At 37.2% G+C, this 16,243-nt stretch carries 13 protein-coding genes and 1 pseudogene; 5 read left to right on the top strand and 9 right to left on the bottom strand.

The genetic code is table 11. The annotated features are described in order from the left end of the window. Positions 1-425: 425 nt before the first annotated feature. Both J7E77_RS27070 and J7E77_RS27065 read left to right on the top strand, forming a co-directional pair. Positions 426-722, top strand: coding sequence for a hypothetical protein (locus J7E77_RS27070; RefSeq protein WP_214718266.1), 297 nt, complete (start codon positions 426-428; stop codon positions 720-722). Between the two features lie 309 nt (positions 723-1,031). Continuing rightward, positions 1,032-1,502, top strand: coding sequence for a DinB family protein (locus J7E77_RS27065; RefSeq protein ID WP_214718263.1), 471 nt, complete (start codon positions 1,032-1,034; stop codon positions 1,500-1,502). A 292-nt stretch (positions 1,503-1,794) separates the two neighbouring features. Here the strand turns inward: J7E77_RS27065 and J7E77_RS27060 are convergent. After that, a pseudogene (locus J7E77_RS27060) lies at positions 1,795-1,926 on the bottom strand (DinB family protein); the annotation flags it as partial. Between the two features lie 692 nt (positions 1,927-2,618). On the opposite strand from J7E77_RS27060, the gene J7E77_RS27055 reads away from it, so the two are divergent. After that, a complete protein-coding gene (locus tag J7E77_RS27055; protein ID WP_214718260.1) occupies positions 2,619-3,494 on the top strand; it encodes a DMT family transporter in 876 nt (291 codons plus the stop codon). 302 nt (positions 3,495-3,796) lie between these two features. On the opposite strand, the gene J7E77_RS27050 is transcribed toward J7E77_RS27055, so the two are convergent. After that, on the bottom strand, positions 3,797-6,031 hold the full coding sequence (locus J7E77_RS27050) for a SpoIID/LytB domain-containing protein (RefSeq protein ID WP_214718259.1): 2,235 nt from the start codon (positions 6,029-6,031) through the stop codon (positions 3,797-3,799). Between the two features lie 367 nt (positions 6,032-6,398). On the opposite strand from J7E77_RS27050, the gene J7E77_RS27045 reads away from it, so the two are divergent. Beyond that, positions 6,399-6,824: a hypothetical protein gene (locus tag J7E77_RS27045; RefSeq protein WP_214718257.1), complete on the top strand. Its 426-nt coding sequence runs from the start codon at positions 6,399-6,401 to the stop codon at positions 6,822-6,824. A gap of 228 nt (positions 6,825-7,052) precedes the next feature. Here the strand turns inward: J7E77_RS27045 and J7E77_RS27040 are convergent, their stop codons facing one another. The 7 genes from J7E77_RS27040 to dapA form a co-directional block, all read right to left on the bottom strand. Then, entirely contained in the window at positions 7,053-8,036 is a 984-nt protein-coding gene (locus J7E77_RS27040) for a proline dehydrogenase family protein (RefSeq protein WP_214718255.1), read from the bottom strand. A 111-nt stretch (positions 8,037-8,147) separates the two neighbouring features. Next, complete coding sequence (locus J7E77_RS27035) at positions 8,148-8,834, bottom strand: FadR/GntR family transcriptional regulator (protein ID WP_214718282.1); 687 nt, start codon at positions 8,832-8,834, stop codon at positions 8,148-8,150. Positions 8,835-8,957: 123 nt separating this feature from the next. Continuing rightward, a complete protein-coding gene (locus tag J7E77_RS27030) occupies positions 8,958-10,085 on the bottom strand; it encodes a glycerate kinase (RefSeq protein ID WP_214718253.1) in 1,128 nt (375 codons plus the stop codon). A 155-nt stretch (positions 10,086-10,240) separates the two neighbouring features. Then, positions 10,241-11,593: a glucarate dehydratase gene (gudD, locus tag J7E77_RS27025; RefSeq protein WP_214718251.1), complete on the bottom strand. Its 1,353-nt coding sequence runs from the start codon at positions 11,591-11,593 to the stop codon at positions 10,241-10,243. 87 nt (positions 11,594-11,680) lie between these two features. Next, complete coding sequence (gene garR, locus J7E77_RS27020; protein ID WP_214718249.1) at positions 11,681-12,565, bottom strand: 2-hydroxy-3-oxopropionate reductase; 885 nt, start codon at positions 12,563-12,565, stop codon at positions 11,681-11,683. A gap of 76 nt (positions 12,566-12,641) precedes the next feature. Beyond that, the gene (locus J7E77_RS27015; protein ID WP_214718247.1) at positions 12,642-13,967 is read right to left on the bottom strand and encodes a gluconate:H+ symporter; all 1,326 of its coding nucleotides are present in this window, start codon (positions 13,965-13,967) and stop codon (positions 12,642-12,644) included. Positions 13,968-13,992: 25 nt separating this feature from the next. After that, positions 13,993-14,889 carry a 4-hydroxy-tetrahydrodipicolinate synthase gene (gene dapA / locus J7E77_RS27010; RefSeq protein WP_214718246.1) on the bottom strand — a complete coding sequence of 299 codons (897 nt, stop codon included), beginning with the start codon at positions 14,887-14,889 and terminating at the stop codon, positions 13,993-13,995. A gap of 227 nt (positions 14,890-15,116) precedes the next feature. Between dapA and J7E77_RS27005 the strand changes: the two genes are divergently transcribed. After that, positions 15,117-16,166, top strand: a complete 1,050-nt coding sequence (locus J7E77_RS27005) for a CdaR family transcriptional regulator (RefSeq protein WP_214718243.1) — start codon at positions 15,117-15,119, stop codon at positions 16,164-16,166. The last annotated feature ends 77 nt before the right edge of the window (positions 16,167-16,243 follow it).

The raw sequence follows: 16,243 nt of genomic DNA, 5'->3' as shown, positions 1-16,243 counted from the left end.
AAGTTAACTGCTCTTGCAACGTGTAGTTGTTGAGCAATATCCACACCAACAATAAGATGTGTATCGGAAATTCTTTCAATTAGTTGATTTTGTTTGTCTTGCATTTTAAAATTCATAGTAGGGCTTCCTCCTTAAGACTCTGAGTTAGATTGGACTCTATACTCGTATCTTACTGAGGGGCTCTATTTTTTTCAAACCTGAAATTTAACGATCTACAGGAATGCTAATCTGCTTCGTTAGTGGAACAAGAAAAAAAGTCGCCGCAGCGACCCTTTATTAAATATAAGCACCCGCACCTTTTCTTCTATTACATATTATGTTCGTACTGTTCACTTAAAGACTTTAATTGGAATTAATGTACACTTGTCCAAAACTTATCCCTCTTTTAAACTAAATATATTCATAACAATAAAGGGAGAAAAAACGTGAACAAAATACTCGCATTTTTAGCAACCTTTTCGATACTAATGGTTCTTAATTTCGGTGCAGCACATCTTTTTCAAGCCAATATTGTTGATTTAACTTTTCCAGTTGGAATACTTGGAATCCTAATTACTGCACCGAATAATCCAATGACCGATTTATTTAACAGCCAAACCTACATGGAAGTTGAGGGAAAAAGAGGCGCTAAATTTGGCAGAATACCAATCTTTGCTTCCGTTGCTTATACTTTATTTGCGATTATCATTACATTCTTTTATTACAAAAGCTATTTCATATAGTTTGAATAAACCGTTCTTACTGTACTGCTATGATTAGCAGCACTTTTGTTTTAGTACGCATTTTAGGTCAAATGCGATAAAAAAGAGAGATGTATTTTCATCTCTCTTCTTAAAGTAAACTGCCCCGTTATTGGAACAAGAAAAAAAGTCGCCGCAGCGACCCTTTTTTAAACATAAGCACCCGGTAGTTGAAGAAGCACCTTCTCTACTTCAAACTGTGGAATAAATTCTAAAAATTCTTTTCAATAAATTTCGCACGAACGTTCATTCGTGTATAATTTATATATGCCTTATTAAGGAGGAATTTTTATGAAGTCAATCGATTTAATTATTCTAAACTTTAATGAAGTAAGAAGGAGAAGCATAAAGGTCTGGACATCTATTCCTGAGGAAAAGCTTTACTGGAAGCCAGATGATGAAGCAATGAATTGCCTAGAAATGATTAGGCACGTACTAGAAAGCGAACATTATTATGACCTTGCAATTAGAAATAGAGGGAGTTTATCTCTTTTCGATTCCCCTTTCGAAAATCAGCCCTTCACTTCTGTAAATGCTGAATTGGAATTTGCAGAACCCTACCGAAAGCAATTCATAGATACTATTAGGTCATTTTCTGAAGGCGATTTAGAAAATATTAAAATTGACCGCTCTGAATCGGGGTACATAAGGGATTTAGGGGATATGCTTTTACGTGTTGCCTATCACGAATCCGTTCATACTGGGCAGTTATTGGATTATTTAAGGACCGCAGGGGTTCCAAGAATCCGTATCTGGGATTAAGCAAATCCATTGGTGCTATCACAAAAGTGGTACACCTTTTTAATTACACAGGTTGTGTCAAATGTGGCATTAACGAGAAAGATATTTTCATTTCTCTTCTTCCACTAATCTGCTCCTTTAGCACAATAGAAAAGCTGCCTTATTACACCTACGATGCAGTTACAATCTTCAACTTTTACACTCAGTTTTTTAACAAGAAAAAAGCCACCAGGATGTAGCTAACTCTTTAATCCTTGCTCCCGTTCGTAGAAATATGGGGAAGAAATCGAATCCATTATGTCTCAAATATTAATTAATCTTCAGTTCCTAATACGTCTGTATATGGGGGGACATACCCCATCTTACGTATCATAGCTACAATTTGTCCCTTGTGATGAAATTCGTGAGTAAAGGTATGCATAAGCAATTTACCTGGCGTATTGGTTATTGTTTATGGTGCTTCTCTCCAAGGGATCATCCTCTGAATCGATTTTCATGTTTATTGGTTTACGCCTCCATCACACCAAGCCTCTTTGGGCATGGGTACGCCTTATTCTTTTTAAGTTCTTTCCCGGAATAATTGTTTCCAATAAATTGCGAAAATACAGTTTCAATTAAACCATAAATCATATGCCTGGCGACAGTATGTTTCTAGTAACTCTGCTTATATGGATGAAGATGGTTATTTTGGGTTTTAGGGCCTTATAGATGATGTAATAATAATAGCAGGCAAGGGTGTTGGTCCCAACGAACCTTTAGGTAATCTCATAGGTGAAACAGGATAAATGAATTGGTTAGATTCATACCTGTCATTTTTTATTATCAATATTCGCACACTTTAATGCAATAAAAAAATAGCTCTATTAACTAGTATAGTAAAAAAGCACCAGGCTTCGTTTGTATAGGGGGTCTCGCTGACATTTCGCGGATTTTATACGTTAAAAAACATAATATTCTGTTATAATAGATCTCAGTTAAATGTAGCTAAATTGAACTAGAGGTGAATCAAAATGTATTGGACTCCATTATTTGAAAATGATGTACCAGTAGTACTCTTCGTCTCTTAATGGAGTGAAGGTGACTACCTCTCTCCGTTAGGGCATTTTCGACCTAAATAAAGGACGGAGGGTATAAAAAATGAAAAACACCATATTAGGTTCTATATATTTAGCTTTAGCTTCCAGTATTTGGGGTGGCATGTACGTTGTTGTAAAAATTGTAGTATCCGTCATACCTCCACTGGAACTTGTGTGGATGCGATATTTAGTGGCTATTGTCGCACTTCTCTTTATCGGCTTAATAACACGACAAAAATGGCGAATCGAGAAACGTCATTTCTTAATAATCATAGCCATTGGAATAATTGGTAATGCCATTTCAATTGTTACACAGGAAACTGGTACAATGCTATCCTCAGCACAAATGGGAGCCATAATAACTTCTTCAACACCAGCATTTATGGTTATTTTTGCTCGCTTACTCCTTAAAGAACGGTTGACGTTAAAAAAGGGACTCTCCGTTTGTTTAGCAACAATTGGGGTTTTTCTCATTGTTGGATTTGGTCATATGGATTTGTCCAATAAACTTGGTGGTATTTCACTGCTTATTGCTGCTTTAACGTGGGCACTCATGTCTGTACTTGTAAAGCGTGTGCCGAGTAATTATTCACAAATTGTAGTAACGACGTATTCCATCTTGGTAGCCATAATAGTGTTGACCCCATTTGTTTTGCCACGGTTACACGCAATTAATATCTCTCAATTGACTCACCCGACTATTTGGGGAGGACTTTTGTATTTGGGTATTGTCTCAACAGCTGGTGGATTTCTACTATGGAATCGTGGATTGCAAATGCTTAATGCCTCAAGTGGGGGGATATTTTTCTTCTTTCAACCCGTGGTTGGTACATTACTTGGATGGCTTATTCTAAAAGAGAACATAGGTGTAACGTTTTGGATTGGCTCTATCCTAATTCTCACAGGTGTTTTATTCGTTATCATCGAGAAGAAATAGTAATGAAACCCCTTCAACTATATTGAAGGGGTTTCAGACTGTCGACAAATCCGAAAAGCTAGGGTTTGCCCGCAGTCTTTTTTATGTCTTTGTTAAATTGTCTGTTNNTTACTTTTGCTGCCATGAATTTGAAAAAGATGGCCAACTGGACATGGAAAAGTCCAGAAATGGTGTAAAAACAGGCATAGGATAGGTCTAAATTTTGCTCTTGCGAGCAAAAAATCTACAAAAAGGCATCCGAATGGGCTCATTCGAATGCCTTTTGTCTACAATCTGAGGCAGAGAGAAAGTCTCTGCCCTTTTTATTTTATATATTTACTTGAAACATAACCTGTTGCTTTACCAAATTTGATTTTTTTCCATGAACCTGTTGTTGAGACAATGGTTACTGATTGATTTTTCTTTAAAGTACCAATTACCTTGCTTTTGGTTGATGTTGTTGCACGTACATTAAGACGTGATACAGTTACTTTTCCCGTTTTTGGTTTGACCACTTTTTTTACAACGAAAGTAGTTGTCACGCTCGAACGGTTTTTACTTGTGTCTGTCGCAGCCATCACTACAGAGTATTTCCCATTTCCAAGGGAGGCAGTGCTGTATCCTAGGTTGATTGTACCTGCTTTTGTTATAACGTCCTTTTTCAGGTAGCTAAGAGTTTTACCAGAACTATTTTTTATATAGACGGTTACATATGCAGTTTCGTTTGTTTTAAAAGAAATACCGGCTTTATTTTTTGTGTTATCTACACTTGCCTTAACGCTGCTAAATTTGGGAGCGGTCTTGTCTTTTACAGCCACAACTTTTTTTACTTCAAAAGATGGCAACGTCGATGATCGGTTATTACTCAAATCTTCAGTAATGATCCCTGCATAGTATTTTCCGTTTGGTAAAGAATTAATGGTATATTCCTTCTTGAGGGTACCTGCATTTATTACAGCTTCTTTTGAAAGATAGGTTATAATATTACCTTTACTGTCTTTAATATAAACAGTTACCTTTGCTTTCTCATTGAAATGAAAAGAGATATAAGCTTTATTTTTCGTGTAATCTACACTGACTTTTACTTCACTTATGTTTGGAGCAATTTTGTCTGAAATCGGAGTTGCTGCCACAGTTGGTTCAGTGGTTTCAGTTGGTGCTTGCACAGCTTTGTCTGCAGGTACCTGTTCATCAGGATCTTCAGAAATTTGGCCAGCTGGGTTTGTAGGTGTTTGTACTGTCTGTTCTTCAGATGCTTGTCCAGTTGGTTCGGAAGGTACTTTTACAACCGTTGTTGGTCGCTCACTATAGTCTTTTACAATTGCTGCTCCTTTATAATAGAAGGCAAGAATCTCATTATATTTTTGACCATCAAGCGCACGGTTCTGGGAACCCCATTGACTTAAACCTACGCCATGACCGTCACCCAGTCCTTCTACGGTGATTGTTTTATCCGTCTCTGTTATGTTCGATAAAAGATAGCTCTTCATGATTCGATTGCCAACCATAGCACGGATCTGTGATGCAGCAACATTTTTGTATTCGAACTTCTGCGGGATATAAGAGCCATTTGCGTTCACTTTATCTTTTCTAAAAAATTCAACCGTAATATTTCCTTTAGACACACGGCCTCCTGATGTTGGTGTGTTTAAAGATAATACAGGTACTGCCGTTATTTTAATTTCTTTTCCGGCATAGCCATGATTTGCCATCCATGCTTTAATCGTGTTTGTTATCGTTGTATCATTTTCATTCATTTGACTCCATGACAAATTGACCGGGTTGAATTGTTGTTTTTTAACAGAAAAATTCCAACCAGTTTTTGCATCAAATTCATCTTCTTTAATAACCAAGTAAGAGACAGGTGTTGAGCCCCAAACATTTGCATTCGATTCTGTTTTCCCGCCATTACTGGCAGAAAAAACCGCACTGATTAAGCGGCCATTTACCTTTAATACTTCCCCTTTTGTTTCATCTACTGCTGCTGTACTATTTGGGTGCCAAACGTAACCACCATACACTTGGTAATTGATCGTATCATCGATGGTGATCGCTTGATAGGATAATGCATACGTTCTAGCTGCAACCGCTTGTGTTTTTAAGGCTTCGCGGTTCCATTCAGCATACATTTCAGAAGGGACGACACCTTTTAAATAATCCTCTAAGAAGATTTCATTAAATGGCCGCACATACTTTGAATTTTCGAGGACAAATTGAAATGAACCTAAATAATTACGATTATTAATAGAAAGATAGTTTGTGTCGTTTAATGGTAAAAGACTTAATGTATCTGCGGTAAAAAGTGGTGTTGTTCCATTTAAAATAGTAATTTTGTTATTATCGTATTTTACGAGATAATTCTTTCCGGTAGTTAAGCGGACAGTTGATTGCTCCACGTTGTAATCGCCTGTAGGTCTTATCGTTATCTCCATTTTATTTCCAAGATAATTGACCAGTTTTACTTTAATCTTTGGTTCTATTTTTTCGGCCGATACACTTAGTATGAGCACGTTAATTAATAATATAAAGGCAAGAAAACCTGCGCCTAATTTTATCAAAATCATTCTCCGTTCTTATGAGGATGAAGTACTTATATAACGATATTACTTTATTAAACTATTAGTTTACAACATGTTATTATTGGTAAGTCGTTCTACTAAATATAAATAATTGTAGAAATAAAAATCCACCAAATTAGGTGAAAAAATAAGTTTTCCGACATATATCTACATATCTCGAGTTGAATCAGCAAACACAATCAAAATATGTTATAATAAAAATAACCTACTGATTTTTCAGTGAGTAACACTAAGGGTAGTAGCTCCTAATCGACTCAAATAGCCATAAGTTTCTTAAAAACTGACTCATTGGAAAATCAACTTAATGACTCGGCAACAGAATTTAAAATATAGAAAGGGTGTTTATATGGAAAATTTTATTGAAACGGTTTATTTCTTAGAAAATCCTGAAAAGAATATTATTAAATTTGCAACTGGCACCCAGCTGCGCTATGAGGACGTAATAAAAGAGGTTTTTGGCGTAGCCTGTATCAATGATTTGCATATGATGATCCAATATAACAAGAGTTTTCAGACAAGCATTTGTAACAGTCATGGTATTAGTGAAAAGAAGATAACTCTTGATAAAATCCTTCGTGTCGCTTCAAAACTGGACATGCTTCGTCTTAAAAAAGAGTTGATGGACCAAAAGAATAACATCCTTTATGAAACTCCTACAGATAGTGATTTAGCCATTACTTGCCCTTTTGATGCCACCATAAAACTTCAAGAAGGTATTTTCCAATGGGATGACAGCAATTTTTCATATAATGCAGTGAAAACTGGTGCCTAATACCTTTGTTGTTAATAAAATAACTAACAAAGGCTAGGTGCCTTTTTTTTGTTTCGGGAGGTTTGGTCCTAAAAAAATCCGATGTTCTAAGGCGACTGCATACCAAAAATAAGTGGTTCCATTGTTTACGCACTTTTTTAGCAGAATTTAAACCCATACAAAAACCCCCCATCTGCTTAAAATGGGAGGTTGAAGGATTGCAGTTAGTTATCGTTGGAATTTAGGTCATTAACGACGTTTTTTCTTATCCGCCTTAGTCATTCTTCCTAATAGAAATGCCCCTGCTGCTACACCAATCACTGTATTCGTTTTTTTATTAAAAACTTGTTTAGCGACAAGATTTAAGTTTTGCGGTCTTTCAGCTAGCCGTCTCATAAAATAACCATACCAGTCATTGCCGAAAGGAACATAGGTACAAAAATTGTAGCCTTCACTGGCAAGTTGCAGCTGCATATCTTTCCTAAACCCATAAAGCATTTGAAATTCGAATTTCTCATTCGAAATATCGTGCTTCTTAACAAATTCTTTCACATGATTAATAATTCGATGATCATGTGTGGCAATCGAAGTGAATTTACCATTTAATAGATGCCATTCGGTAATCTTGATAAAGTTTGCATCAATATCCTTCTTATCTTGATAAGCAATTTCTGCGGACTCTTTGTAGGCACCTTTAACTAGACGAATACGGAAGTTTTTATATCTTTCAAGGTATTCTTGTGCTTTGTGGAAATAAGATTGAATGACGGTTCCAACATTATTATATTCTAGCGACAGGTCGTCCAATAAATTAAATGTTGGCTCAAGATGTTTGAAGTCCTCCATATCAATATTGACAAAAATATCGTATCGATGTGCTTGATCGACGATTTCTCTTACATTATTAAGACAAAATTCATATTCAATATCTAATCCTACTTGAGTTGGTTTTAAGGAGATATGTGCATCCACTTTATTCTCCTGAATCGCGTCGATTACTTTGAGGATTTGTTCTTTCGCAGCTGTCGCCTCTTCTTCTTTAAAAACGAATTCTCCTAAGTTATCAACAGTACAAGAGATTCCTTGAGCATTAAGTTCCTTAATACTTTTAATCATTTCAGGTATATTTGTTCCAGCCACAACACTTTGTGCACCTAATTTAAGGCCGTATTTTTTAGCTGTATTATTTAAAAATTGATTTTGAGATAAGCCGATAAAAATATCTTTCAACATAGCGATTTCTCCTTGCTGTTGTTTTTACCACCATTATAGCATACGCTTTCAATAAAATTTATTTTGAGAATTTTCCAAAATAAAGTGCCTGACACCGCTTAATATTTAGTTTTATTTCAATAGTTTCTGTCGTACAGAATCAAGGTGTAGGAACATGTGATGAAATGCTTCAAAAGGGTCCCTTTTTTCCAAAGCTTCGTATATAGCAATGTGTTGTTGGAGTGTTCGATCACGCTCACGATAGGTAATTTCGCTATCGATTTTTCTAATCGTGATAATTAATGAATCGATCATTCCTTCGACAATTGGATTATCCGCACTTAAGGCAATGATTTGATGAAATTCCTTATCCGCTTCGACATAGTTATTGTCTTTGCTGTTGGCGATAATATCAATCGTCTCTTTTAATTTTGAAAGCTGTTTCTCACCTATTTTCTCTGCTGCAAATGTCACTAATCCTAGTTCTAATGCCATCCGTGCCTCTATGATTGCTGGCAAATTATCATGGGCCAAAGCTAACATGATTGAAAATGGATGACTTCCGATTTTATTGTTAAAAAAAGTTCCTTCACGGGTTTTACGTGTTATTACACCAAGTGTATCGAGTGAACTTAAAGCCTCACGTAACACTGGCCGGCTGACATCTAGAACTTCCATTAGTTCCATTTCAGTCGGTAATTTATCACCTGGTTTCAATTGTCCACTAATTAATAAGTTAATAATACTTTCAACAACCTGCTTCGATAAGGTATTTCGATTTACGGATTCTACAATTATTTTTTTCGGAGAACCAACCATCATTTCGCTCCTTGAATTTTTTGTCTTTATTTGTAAGACTAATAATATTATACCTATATTAGGCAACAATTTATATGAAAAATAGCTGTCGAAAACTCGACAGCTACTTTTTATGGATAAATATTATATTTTTAATACCCGGCAAATATTTTCTGCTGCGAAAGCAAGATTAGCTTCACCTGATTCTAGTGCTTCATTTAAAGATGTAACACCCGTTAAAATTCCAATAATTGCGGTGAATCCATGATCATATAATGGCTCGACACCAGTTCCAATTCTACCTGCAAATGCAATGACTGGAATAGAATATTTCTGTGCGATGGTAGCAACCCCAAACGGTGTCTTCCCAAATAAAGTTTGGCCATCAATACTGCCCTCGCCAGTAAAAACATAGTCTGCACCCTTAACTCTTTCCTCAAGTCCAGTATACTCGATTACAAGTTCGACGCCCTTTTTTAAATGAGCATTTAGAAATGCCATTAACCCTGCACCTAGACCACCTGCGGCTCCTGCACCTTCCGTATGTGCGATATCCTTTCCGAGTTCTTGCTTGATTAAGTCAGCATAAAGAGCTAAATTTTGATCAAGAAGTTGGACTATTTCAGGTGTTGCACCCTTTTGCGGGCCAAAGATTGCGGATGCACCGTTTTCTCCAATTAGTGGATTCGTGACATCACAGGCTACATCAATTTTGACTTGGTTAATTCGGTCATCTAATCCACTTAAATCAATGGAATGTAATTGACCCAACGCACCTCCGCCAAAGACAAGTTCTTCTCCGTTCTTATCCTTAAATGAAACTCCAAGAGCTTGAAGCATTCCAACGCCGCCGTCATTGGTTGCACTTCCGCCAATTCCTATAAGGATACGGGTTACACCCTTGTCTAGGGCAGATTTAATTAACTGACCGGTACCGTATGTTGTTGTGATTAATGGATCGCGATCCTCTGGTTGGATTAATTCTAATCCACTCGCTGTAGCCATTTCAATAACAGCTGTTTGCCCTTCCCCTAAAAGACCAAATTCCGCAAATCTTTTCTCTCCTAAAGGTCCTAGAACTTCAGTTTTGATGATTTCTCCATTAGTCATACTAACAAGAGACTCAACTGTTCCTTCCCCACCGTCCGCCATTGGCACGATTACGCATTCCGCATCAGGGAAAACCTTTAGGATTCCTTTCTCCATAGCAAGTGCAGCATTTTTCGCTGTCATACTTTCCTTAAATGAATCAGGCGCTAACACAAACTTCATAGTAATCTGTCCTTTACATTTAAAGTAGAAAAAATTAATAAATAATTACTCAACCGTTCTATGACAAAGTATGAGTTTAATGGTTTTTTAGTTATGTCCCAACCTTGTATTAAGAGTAAAAAGTTTAGGGTGACCTTTCAGCCACCCTAATTTTTTTATCGGACTAAACAAGGACGTTTATTATCGAATTTCCAGTCTGGAATTAAGAATTGCATTCCGACTGCATCATCGCGAGAGCCTAGTCCCATGTTGTTATACATTTCATGTGCTTTCATAATTTGATCCATATCCACTTCAACGCCTAGACCTGGTTTGTTAGGAACTGTAATGTCACCGTCAACAATTTGGAATGGCTCCTTAGTTAACCGTTCTGTCCCTTCCTGCCAAATCCAGTGAGTATCTATTGCAGTAATCTCGCCAGGAGCTGCAGCGGCAACATGTGTAAACATAGCCAGTGAGATATCGAAATGATTATTTGAGTGGGAGCCCCATGTTAGTCCCCATTCATTACACATTTGCGCTACACGTACTGAACCCTGCATTGTCCAGAAATGTGGATCGGCAAGTGGAATATCTACTGATTGTAAGGAAATGGTATGGCCCATTTGACGCCAATCGGTTGAAATCATATTCGTTGCTGTTGGAAGACCCGTTTGTCTTCTAAACTCAGCCATAATTTCACGTCCAGAATAACCATTTTCAGCACCGCAAGGATCTTCAGCATAAGCAAGAATTCCATGCATATCTTTACATAGCTCAACTGCTTCTTTTAATGACCATGCTCCATTTGGATCAAGAGTGATTCTTGCATCAGGAAAACGTTCTTTTAATGCTTTGATGGCTTTCATTTCTTCCTTGCCGTCTAATACGCCGCCTTTTAGCTTAAAGTCTTTGAAGCCATAAAGCGCTTGAGATGCTTCTGCAAGACGAACAATTGCTTCCGGTGTTAACGCTTCTTCATGACGAATTCGATACCAATCTACATCAGAATCTTGATTACTATAATAAGGTAAATCAGTCTTATTACGGTCTCCAATGTAGAACAGATAACCTAGTGTTTTTACTTTATCACGCTGCTGACCTTCACCTAAAAGAGCTGCAACTGGTACATTTAAATGCTTTCCTAAAAGATCTAGTAAAGCAGCTTCGATAGCAGTTACTGCATGAATCGTGATTCTTAAATCAAAGGTTTGTAATCCACGTCCGCTAGCATCACGACCTGCAAACGTTTTTCTTACATTATTTAAGATATTATTATAGTTTCCAATCGATGATCCTAGTACAAGTGGTTTGGCATCTTCTAAAGTTTTGCGTATCCCCTCACCGCCAGGTACTTCCCCAACACCAACATTTCCATTGCTGTCCTTTAGAATGACAATATTACGTGTAAAATAAGCACCATGAGCACCACTTAAGTTTAAAAGCATACTATCTCGGCCTGCCACAGAGTAAACGGACATTTCTGTGACAACTGGAGTAACATTAACTTGGGTCTGAACTTTATTCATATGGAAGTCTCCAATCTAATTTTTAGTAGATTTTATTGGTAAAGGAAGTGGTATTAATTGAAACACTTCCCTTACCCTAAATAAGAACTAGCGACTTACTTCTACGTTTGCTAACTTTTCATAGAACTTCACAAGACTGCTGTGATCCTCGAACTCATGTCCATCGACTTTAAGTGCATACATCATTTCAAGGACAGATGATGTTAATGGAAGTGGTACCCCAAACTCATGTGAAGTTTCAAGCGCATTTGTAAGGTCTTTAATATGAAGGTTAATTCTAAAACCAGGATCAAAATTACGATCTAGCATCATTGGACCCTTTGCTTCAAGAACAGTACTACCAGCTAATCCGCCGCGGATTGCTTCAAATACTGCTGCTGGTTCAACACCTGCTTTTTGAGATAAAACAAACGCTTCGGAAACAGCTGCGATGTTTAGAGCAACAATTACTTGGTTGGCAAGCTTTGTGATATTTCCAGCACCAATCTCGCCCACTAACACAACGGAACCAGCCATTGCATTTAAAACTTCTTTACATTTTTCAAACACTTCTACTTTCCCTCCAACCATGACAGACATCGTACCATCAATAGCTTTTGGTTCTCCTCCGCTAACTGGTGCATCTAGCATATCAACGCCCTTTTCAGCTAATCTCTGATACACTTCACGGGAAACACCTGGTGAAATAGAACTCATGTCAATATATACTAATCCTTCATGAGCACCTTCTATTAATCCGTTTTCTCCCAAGGCTACTGCTTTTACATTCGGAGAGTTTGGCAGCATTGTAATAACGATATCAGATTTTTCTGCGATTTCTTTAGGAGTAGAACCGAGTTCAGCACCTAATAATTCTAATTCATTAACAGCCTCTTTATTAAAATCACTTACAATTAATTGATATCCTGCTTTGATTAAATTTTTACTCATCGGTTTACCCATAATTCCGAGTCCAATAAATCCAATTTTCATTTTTTATTCCTCCTGAAGTATGATCTAAGAAGAAGTAAAAATGTCTTTTTTACTCCCAGCTTAGTCTTTATTTTTTTTAGCCTACAAACATATTTAGGATTAATACCCCTGCTAAACCAAGGATTGCGAGTGCTGTTGTATAAGTGGTTCTTGTTTTAATCGCTTCACCTACTGATAAGTTGAGATATTCTTTATACATCCAGAACCCAGGGTCAGTAACGTGTGAGAATGCGACACTACCACATGTAACGGCAAGAGTCATTAATTCCATACTAACACCAGAAGATTGTGCGATTGGCAGAACCACACCAGCTGCAGTCATTACAGCTACAGTTGCTGAACCAAGGGCAATACGTAACAATGCTGCAATTAACCAAGCAAGGATGATAGGTGAAATATCCCATCCGCCCGTTAAATCTTTGATATAATCAGCAATGCCGCTATCAACTAGTACTTGTTTAAACGCACCGCCTGCACCGATTACAAGAATGATCATTGCCATCGGTTTTACACTATTTGCACATGATTGCATGACATCTTTTAATGAACGGCCTACTCTAGTGCCAAGAAGATAGAATGAAAGTAAAAGTGAAATCATTAAGGCGATTGTAGCAGAACCAAAGAATTCCATGATATGCCTAAAGCTATTTCCTTCTGGTAGTGCTACTTCACATACTGCAGATATTCCCATTAAGACAACAGGGATAAGGGCAGAAGTAATACTTGCCATGAAGCTTGGCATTTCTTCATCTTTAAAAATTTTCGAACTTCCAAGTCCTTCTGGAATGCTTGGATTCATCTTTTTAATGAATGGCAATCTTGGCCAAGTTAATGCGATAAAAGCACCAACAGGAATGGCAATGATGAGTCCGTATAATAATGTTAAGCCCATGCTTGATCCGAAAACCCCTACTACTGCAGCTGGTCCTGGATGCGGCGGTAGAAAACTATGTGTTGTGGATAATCCAACTGCTGTTGGAATTGCTACCCAAAGTAAATTTAATTTTGTTTGACGAGCAACGGTGAAAACTAGAGGAATCAATAATACAAATGCGACTTCAAAGAACATTGTAATTCCAAGGATATAAGCAGCAATCAACATGGCGATTTGTACTCGTTTAACACCCATCTTGTCAATTAAAGTGTTGGCAATTCGTTGAGCAGCTCCGGCATCTGCCATTACTGTTCCTAACATGGCTCCAAAACCTAGAATTAACAGCAGGTCATCGAGTTGTCCACCAATTCCTCCATAAATGGATTCCATCAACTTTTCTATTGGCATACCTTGGAGAAAACCTACAAATAAAGCAGCAATGATTAAGGCAATAAATCCATTCATTTTAAGTGGAATCATCAAAATAAGTATGAGGGCAACTGCTAATGCAACATATACTAATGGCATAGTGGTTACTTCCTTCCGCTAGGAATTAATGTGTTTGATTTAATTCTAGATCTTTCAGTACATTTGCTAATAATCGCTTACTTTCAGGACTCATCTCTCCTGCTGGTGCTAATGCATAACCTACATCAATGCCGACCATTTTCAATCCTTCTTTTAAGACAACTGGGAAGGTCGCTTTATCGACACAGAGTCGTAATGGTGAGAGCTTTAATTGCAATTCTAGTGATTTTTGATGATCGCCTGACACAAAAGTATTGTAAATCTCTGAAACTAATTTTGGAGCGATGTTCCCTGTACTTGCAATGGCACCAGTTCCCCCGTGACAGAGCCCTGAGTAAATGAGGGTGTCACGACCTGCTAGAACAGAAAAGGTTTCACGATCAGTAACTCGAAGATACTCAGCCATTTTGGTCATGTCCCCGCTGCTATCTTTAATTCCGATAATGTTGTCCACCTTGCTTAATTCCTCGCAAGTCTTGACATCGATTTTCACTTGGGTTCGTGCTTCATTTCCATACAGGATAATTGGTAGATCTGTCGATTTTGCAATCGCTTTAAAATGGTCCATTAATTCACCTTGGTTCGGCGTTAAGAAATAAGGAGTAAGGACAGATAATGCTGACACGCCCCCGATTTCCTGAACCATCTGTGCGGTTTGGATACAGTCTCGAGTGGTAATTTCACTTGCACCACAATAAATAGGGACTCTACCTGCTGTGTGTTCAACTGTAACTTCAACAACACGGCGTTTTTGCTCATTCGTTAATCCATAAATTTCACCGCTGCTTCCTAAAATAAACAGCCCATGGACACCACCTGAAATGGTGTAGTCAATTAATTTTCTGAGTGCATCCTCCATTAATTTCCCACTTTTGTCCAACGGTGTTACTAACGCAGGAATGACTCCTTTTGGTTTAAACATTGTTAATCCTCCTAATCTTCCTTTTCTATGTGGCTATTTTGTTACAATAAATCATAAAAATTTTTAGTTCCTACTAAATTTCTAGTAACCGTTTACATTTCTTATTGTATAATTGTCTTACAAATAAATCATCATTCAAATTACTGATATTTTTACTATTTTTTTGTGCAATCAACCAATTTATATTAATCGTGTATTTTAGTGCTTAATAGTATCGGAGGTAACAAATGAAAATTAACAAAGTTCTAGCTCAAGAGATTGCTAACAAAGTAATGAAGGTCCTCCCCTATAATGTAAATATTATGGATGAAATTGGATTAATTATTGGCAGCGGCGACCAGGACCGAATCGGTACCTATCATCAAGGGGCGATAGCAGCCATCGAGAAAGGCACCATTGTTTCCATTTACAATTCAGATGCTGGAGCAAAGCCAGGAGTGAACATCCCCATCCATTTTAGAAATAAAATTATCGGTGTGATTGGTATTAGCGGCGATCCAAATATTGTTGAGCCTTTTGCTGAATTAGTTCGAGTAACAGCTGAACTATTAATCAACCAAGAGTTTTTATATAAAGAACGTAGAATTAAGGAACAAATGAAGGAAGAATTTTTGTATCACTGGATTTTTCGGAACGAAGAATATGATGAATCATTTATTCATAGCGGTGAAGCCGTTGGGATTAAACTTGAGCTTGAAAGAAAAGCTGTAATAGTTAAAGGAAACAGCATGAAAGAGCCGTTCTTATTAGAACAGGAATACAGCTTCCGGCTTAGTCAAAATACGCTTTTGTTCATTGTCCCAATCGACAGTGATATTTTGAGAAGATTAGAGGATTTTATTTCGAAAGATAACACCAAAATAGGAATTGGTACAAATCACTCTCACATTGGTAAATCAGTACACGAAGCCAAAAGAGCTTTAGAAATTGCTGAAAAACTAGGACTGACTGAATACCACTGTTATTATCATAATTTGAAATTTATCGACTACTTAGCAAATAAAGCGATTGAGTTTGAAGAAATCAGTGGATTCTTTCAGGACCTTGAAGCAAGTCCCAAAGGAACTGAGCTGATTGAGACCTTAATTAGCTTTATTGAAAATAGTGGTGATATGAATGCGATCTCATCGGAACTTCATATTCACCGGAACAGCTTAGCTTATCGACTGCAGAAAATTGAACAATTAACAAACAAAAACCCCAAAAATTTTATTGACTTATTCCAACTCTTCACAGGATATGTCCTTTATAAAATGAAATATTCAATCATCGACTAAAAAGCGCAAGCGCCCATTTAGCGGCGTATGGACTGGAGCGCTTCACCCAATATAAAAACAGCCTTCACACATTGATG

The sequence above is a fragment of the Bacillus sp. ISL-77 genome, assembly GCF_018613105.1.
The sequence above is the reverse complement of the archived record's forward strand: the minus strand, read 5'-3'. Positions and strand labels throughout refer to the sequence as shown.

Bases quoted from the DNA above. Each gene is read 5' to 3' on its own strand.
- J7E77_RS27065 (WP_214718263.1), top strand. From the start codon at position 1,032: ATGAAGTCAATCGATTTAATTATTCTAAACTTTAATGAAGTAAGAAGG.
- J7E77_RS27055 (WP_214718260.1), top strand. From the start codon at position 2,619: ATGAAAAACACCATATTAGGTTCTATATATTTAGCTTTAGCTTCCAGT.
- J7E77_RS27045 (WP_214718257.1), top strand. From the start codon at position 6,399: ATGGAAAATTTTATTGAAACGGTTTATTTCTTAGAAAATCCTGAAAAG.
- J7E77_RS27040 (WP_214718255.1), bottom strand. From the start codon at position 8,036: ATGTTGAAAGATATTTTTATCGGCTTATCTCAAAATCAATTTTTAAAT.
- J7E77_RS27035 (WP_214718282.1), bottom strand. From the start codon at position 8,834: ATGGTTGGTTCTCCGAAAAAAATAATTGTAGAATCCGTAAATCGAAAT.
- J7E77_RS27030 (WP_214718253.1), bottom strand. From the start codon at position 10,085: ATGAAGTTTGTGTTAGCGCCTGATTCATTTAAGGAAAGTATGACAGCG.
- gudD (WP_214718251.1), bottom strand. From the start codon at position 11,593: ATGAATAAAGTTCAGACCCAAGTTAATGTTACTCCAGTTGTCACAGAA.
- garR (WP_214718249.1), bottom strand. From the start codon at position 12,565: ATGAAAATTGGATTTATTGGACTCGGAATTATGGGTAAACCGATGAGT.
- J7E77_RS27015 (WP_214718247.1), bottom strand. From the start codon at position 13,967: ATGCCATTAGTATATGTTGCATTAGCAGTTGCCCTCATACTTATTTTG.
- dapA (WP_214718246.1), bottom strand. From the start codon at position 14,889: ATGTTTAAACCAAAAGGAGTCATTCCTGCGTTAGTAACACCGTTGGAC.
- J7E77_RS27005 (WP_214718243.1), top strand. From the start codon at position 15,117: ATGAAAATTAACAAAGTTCTAGCTCAAGAGATTGCTAACAAAGTAATG.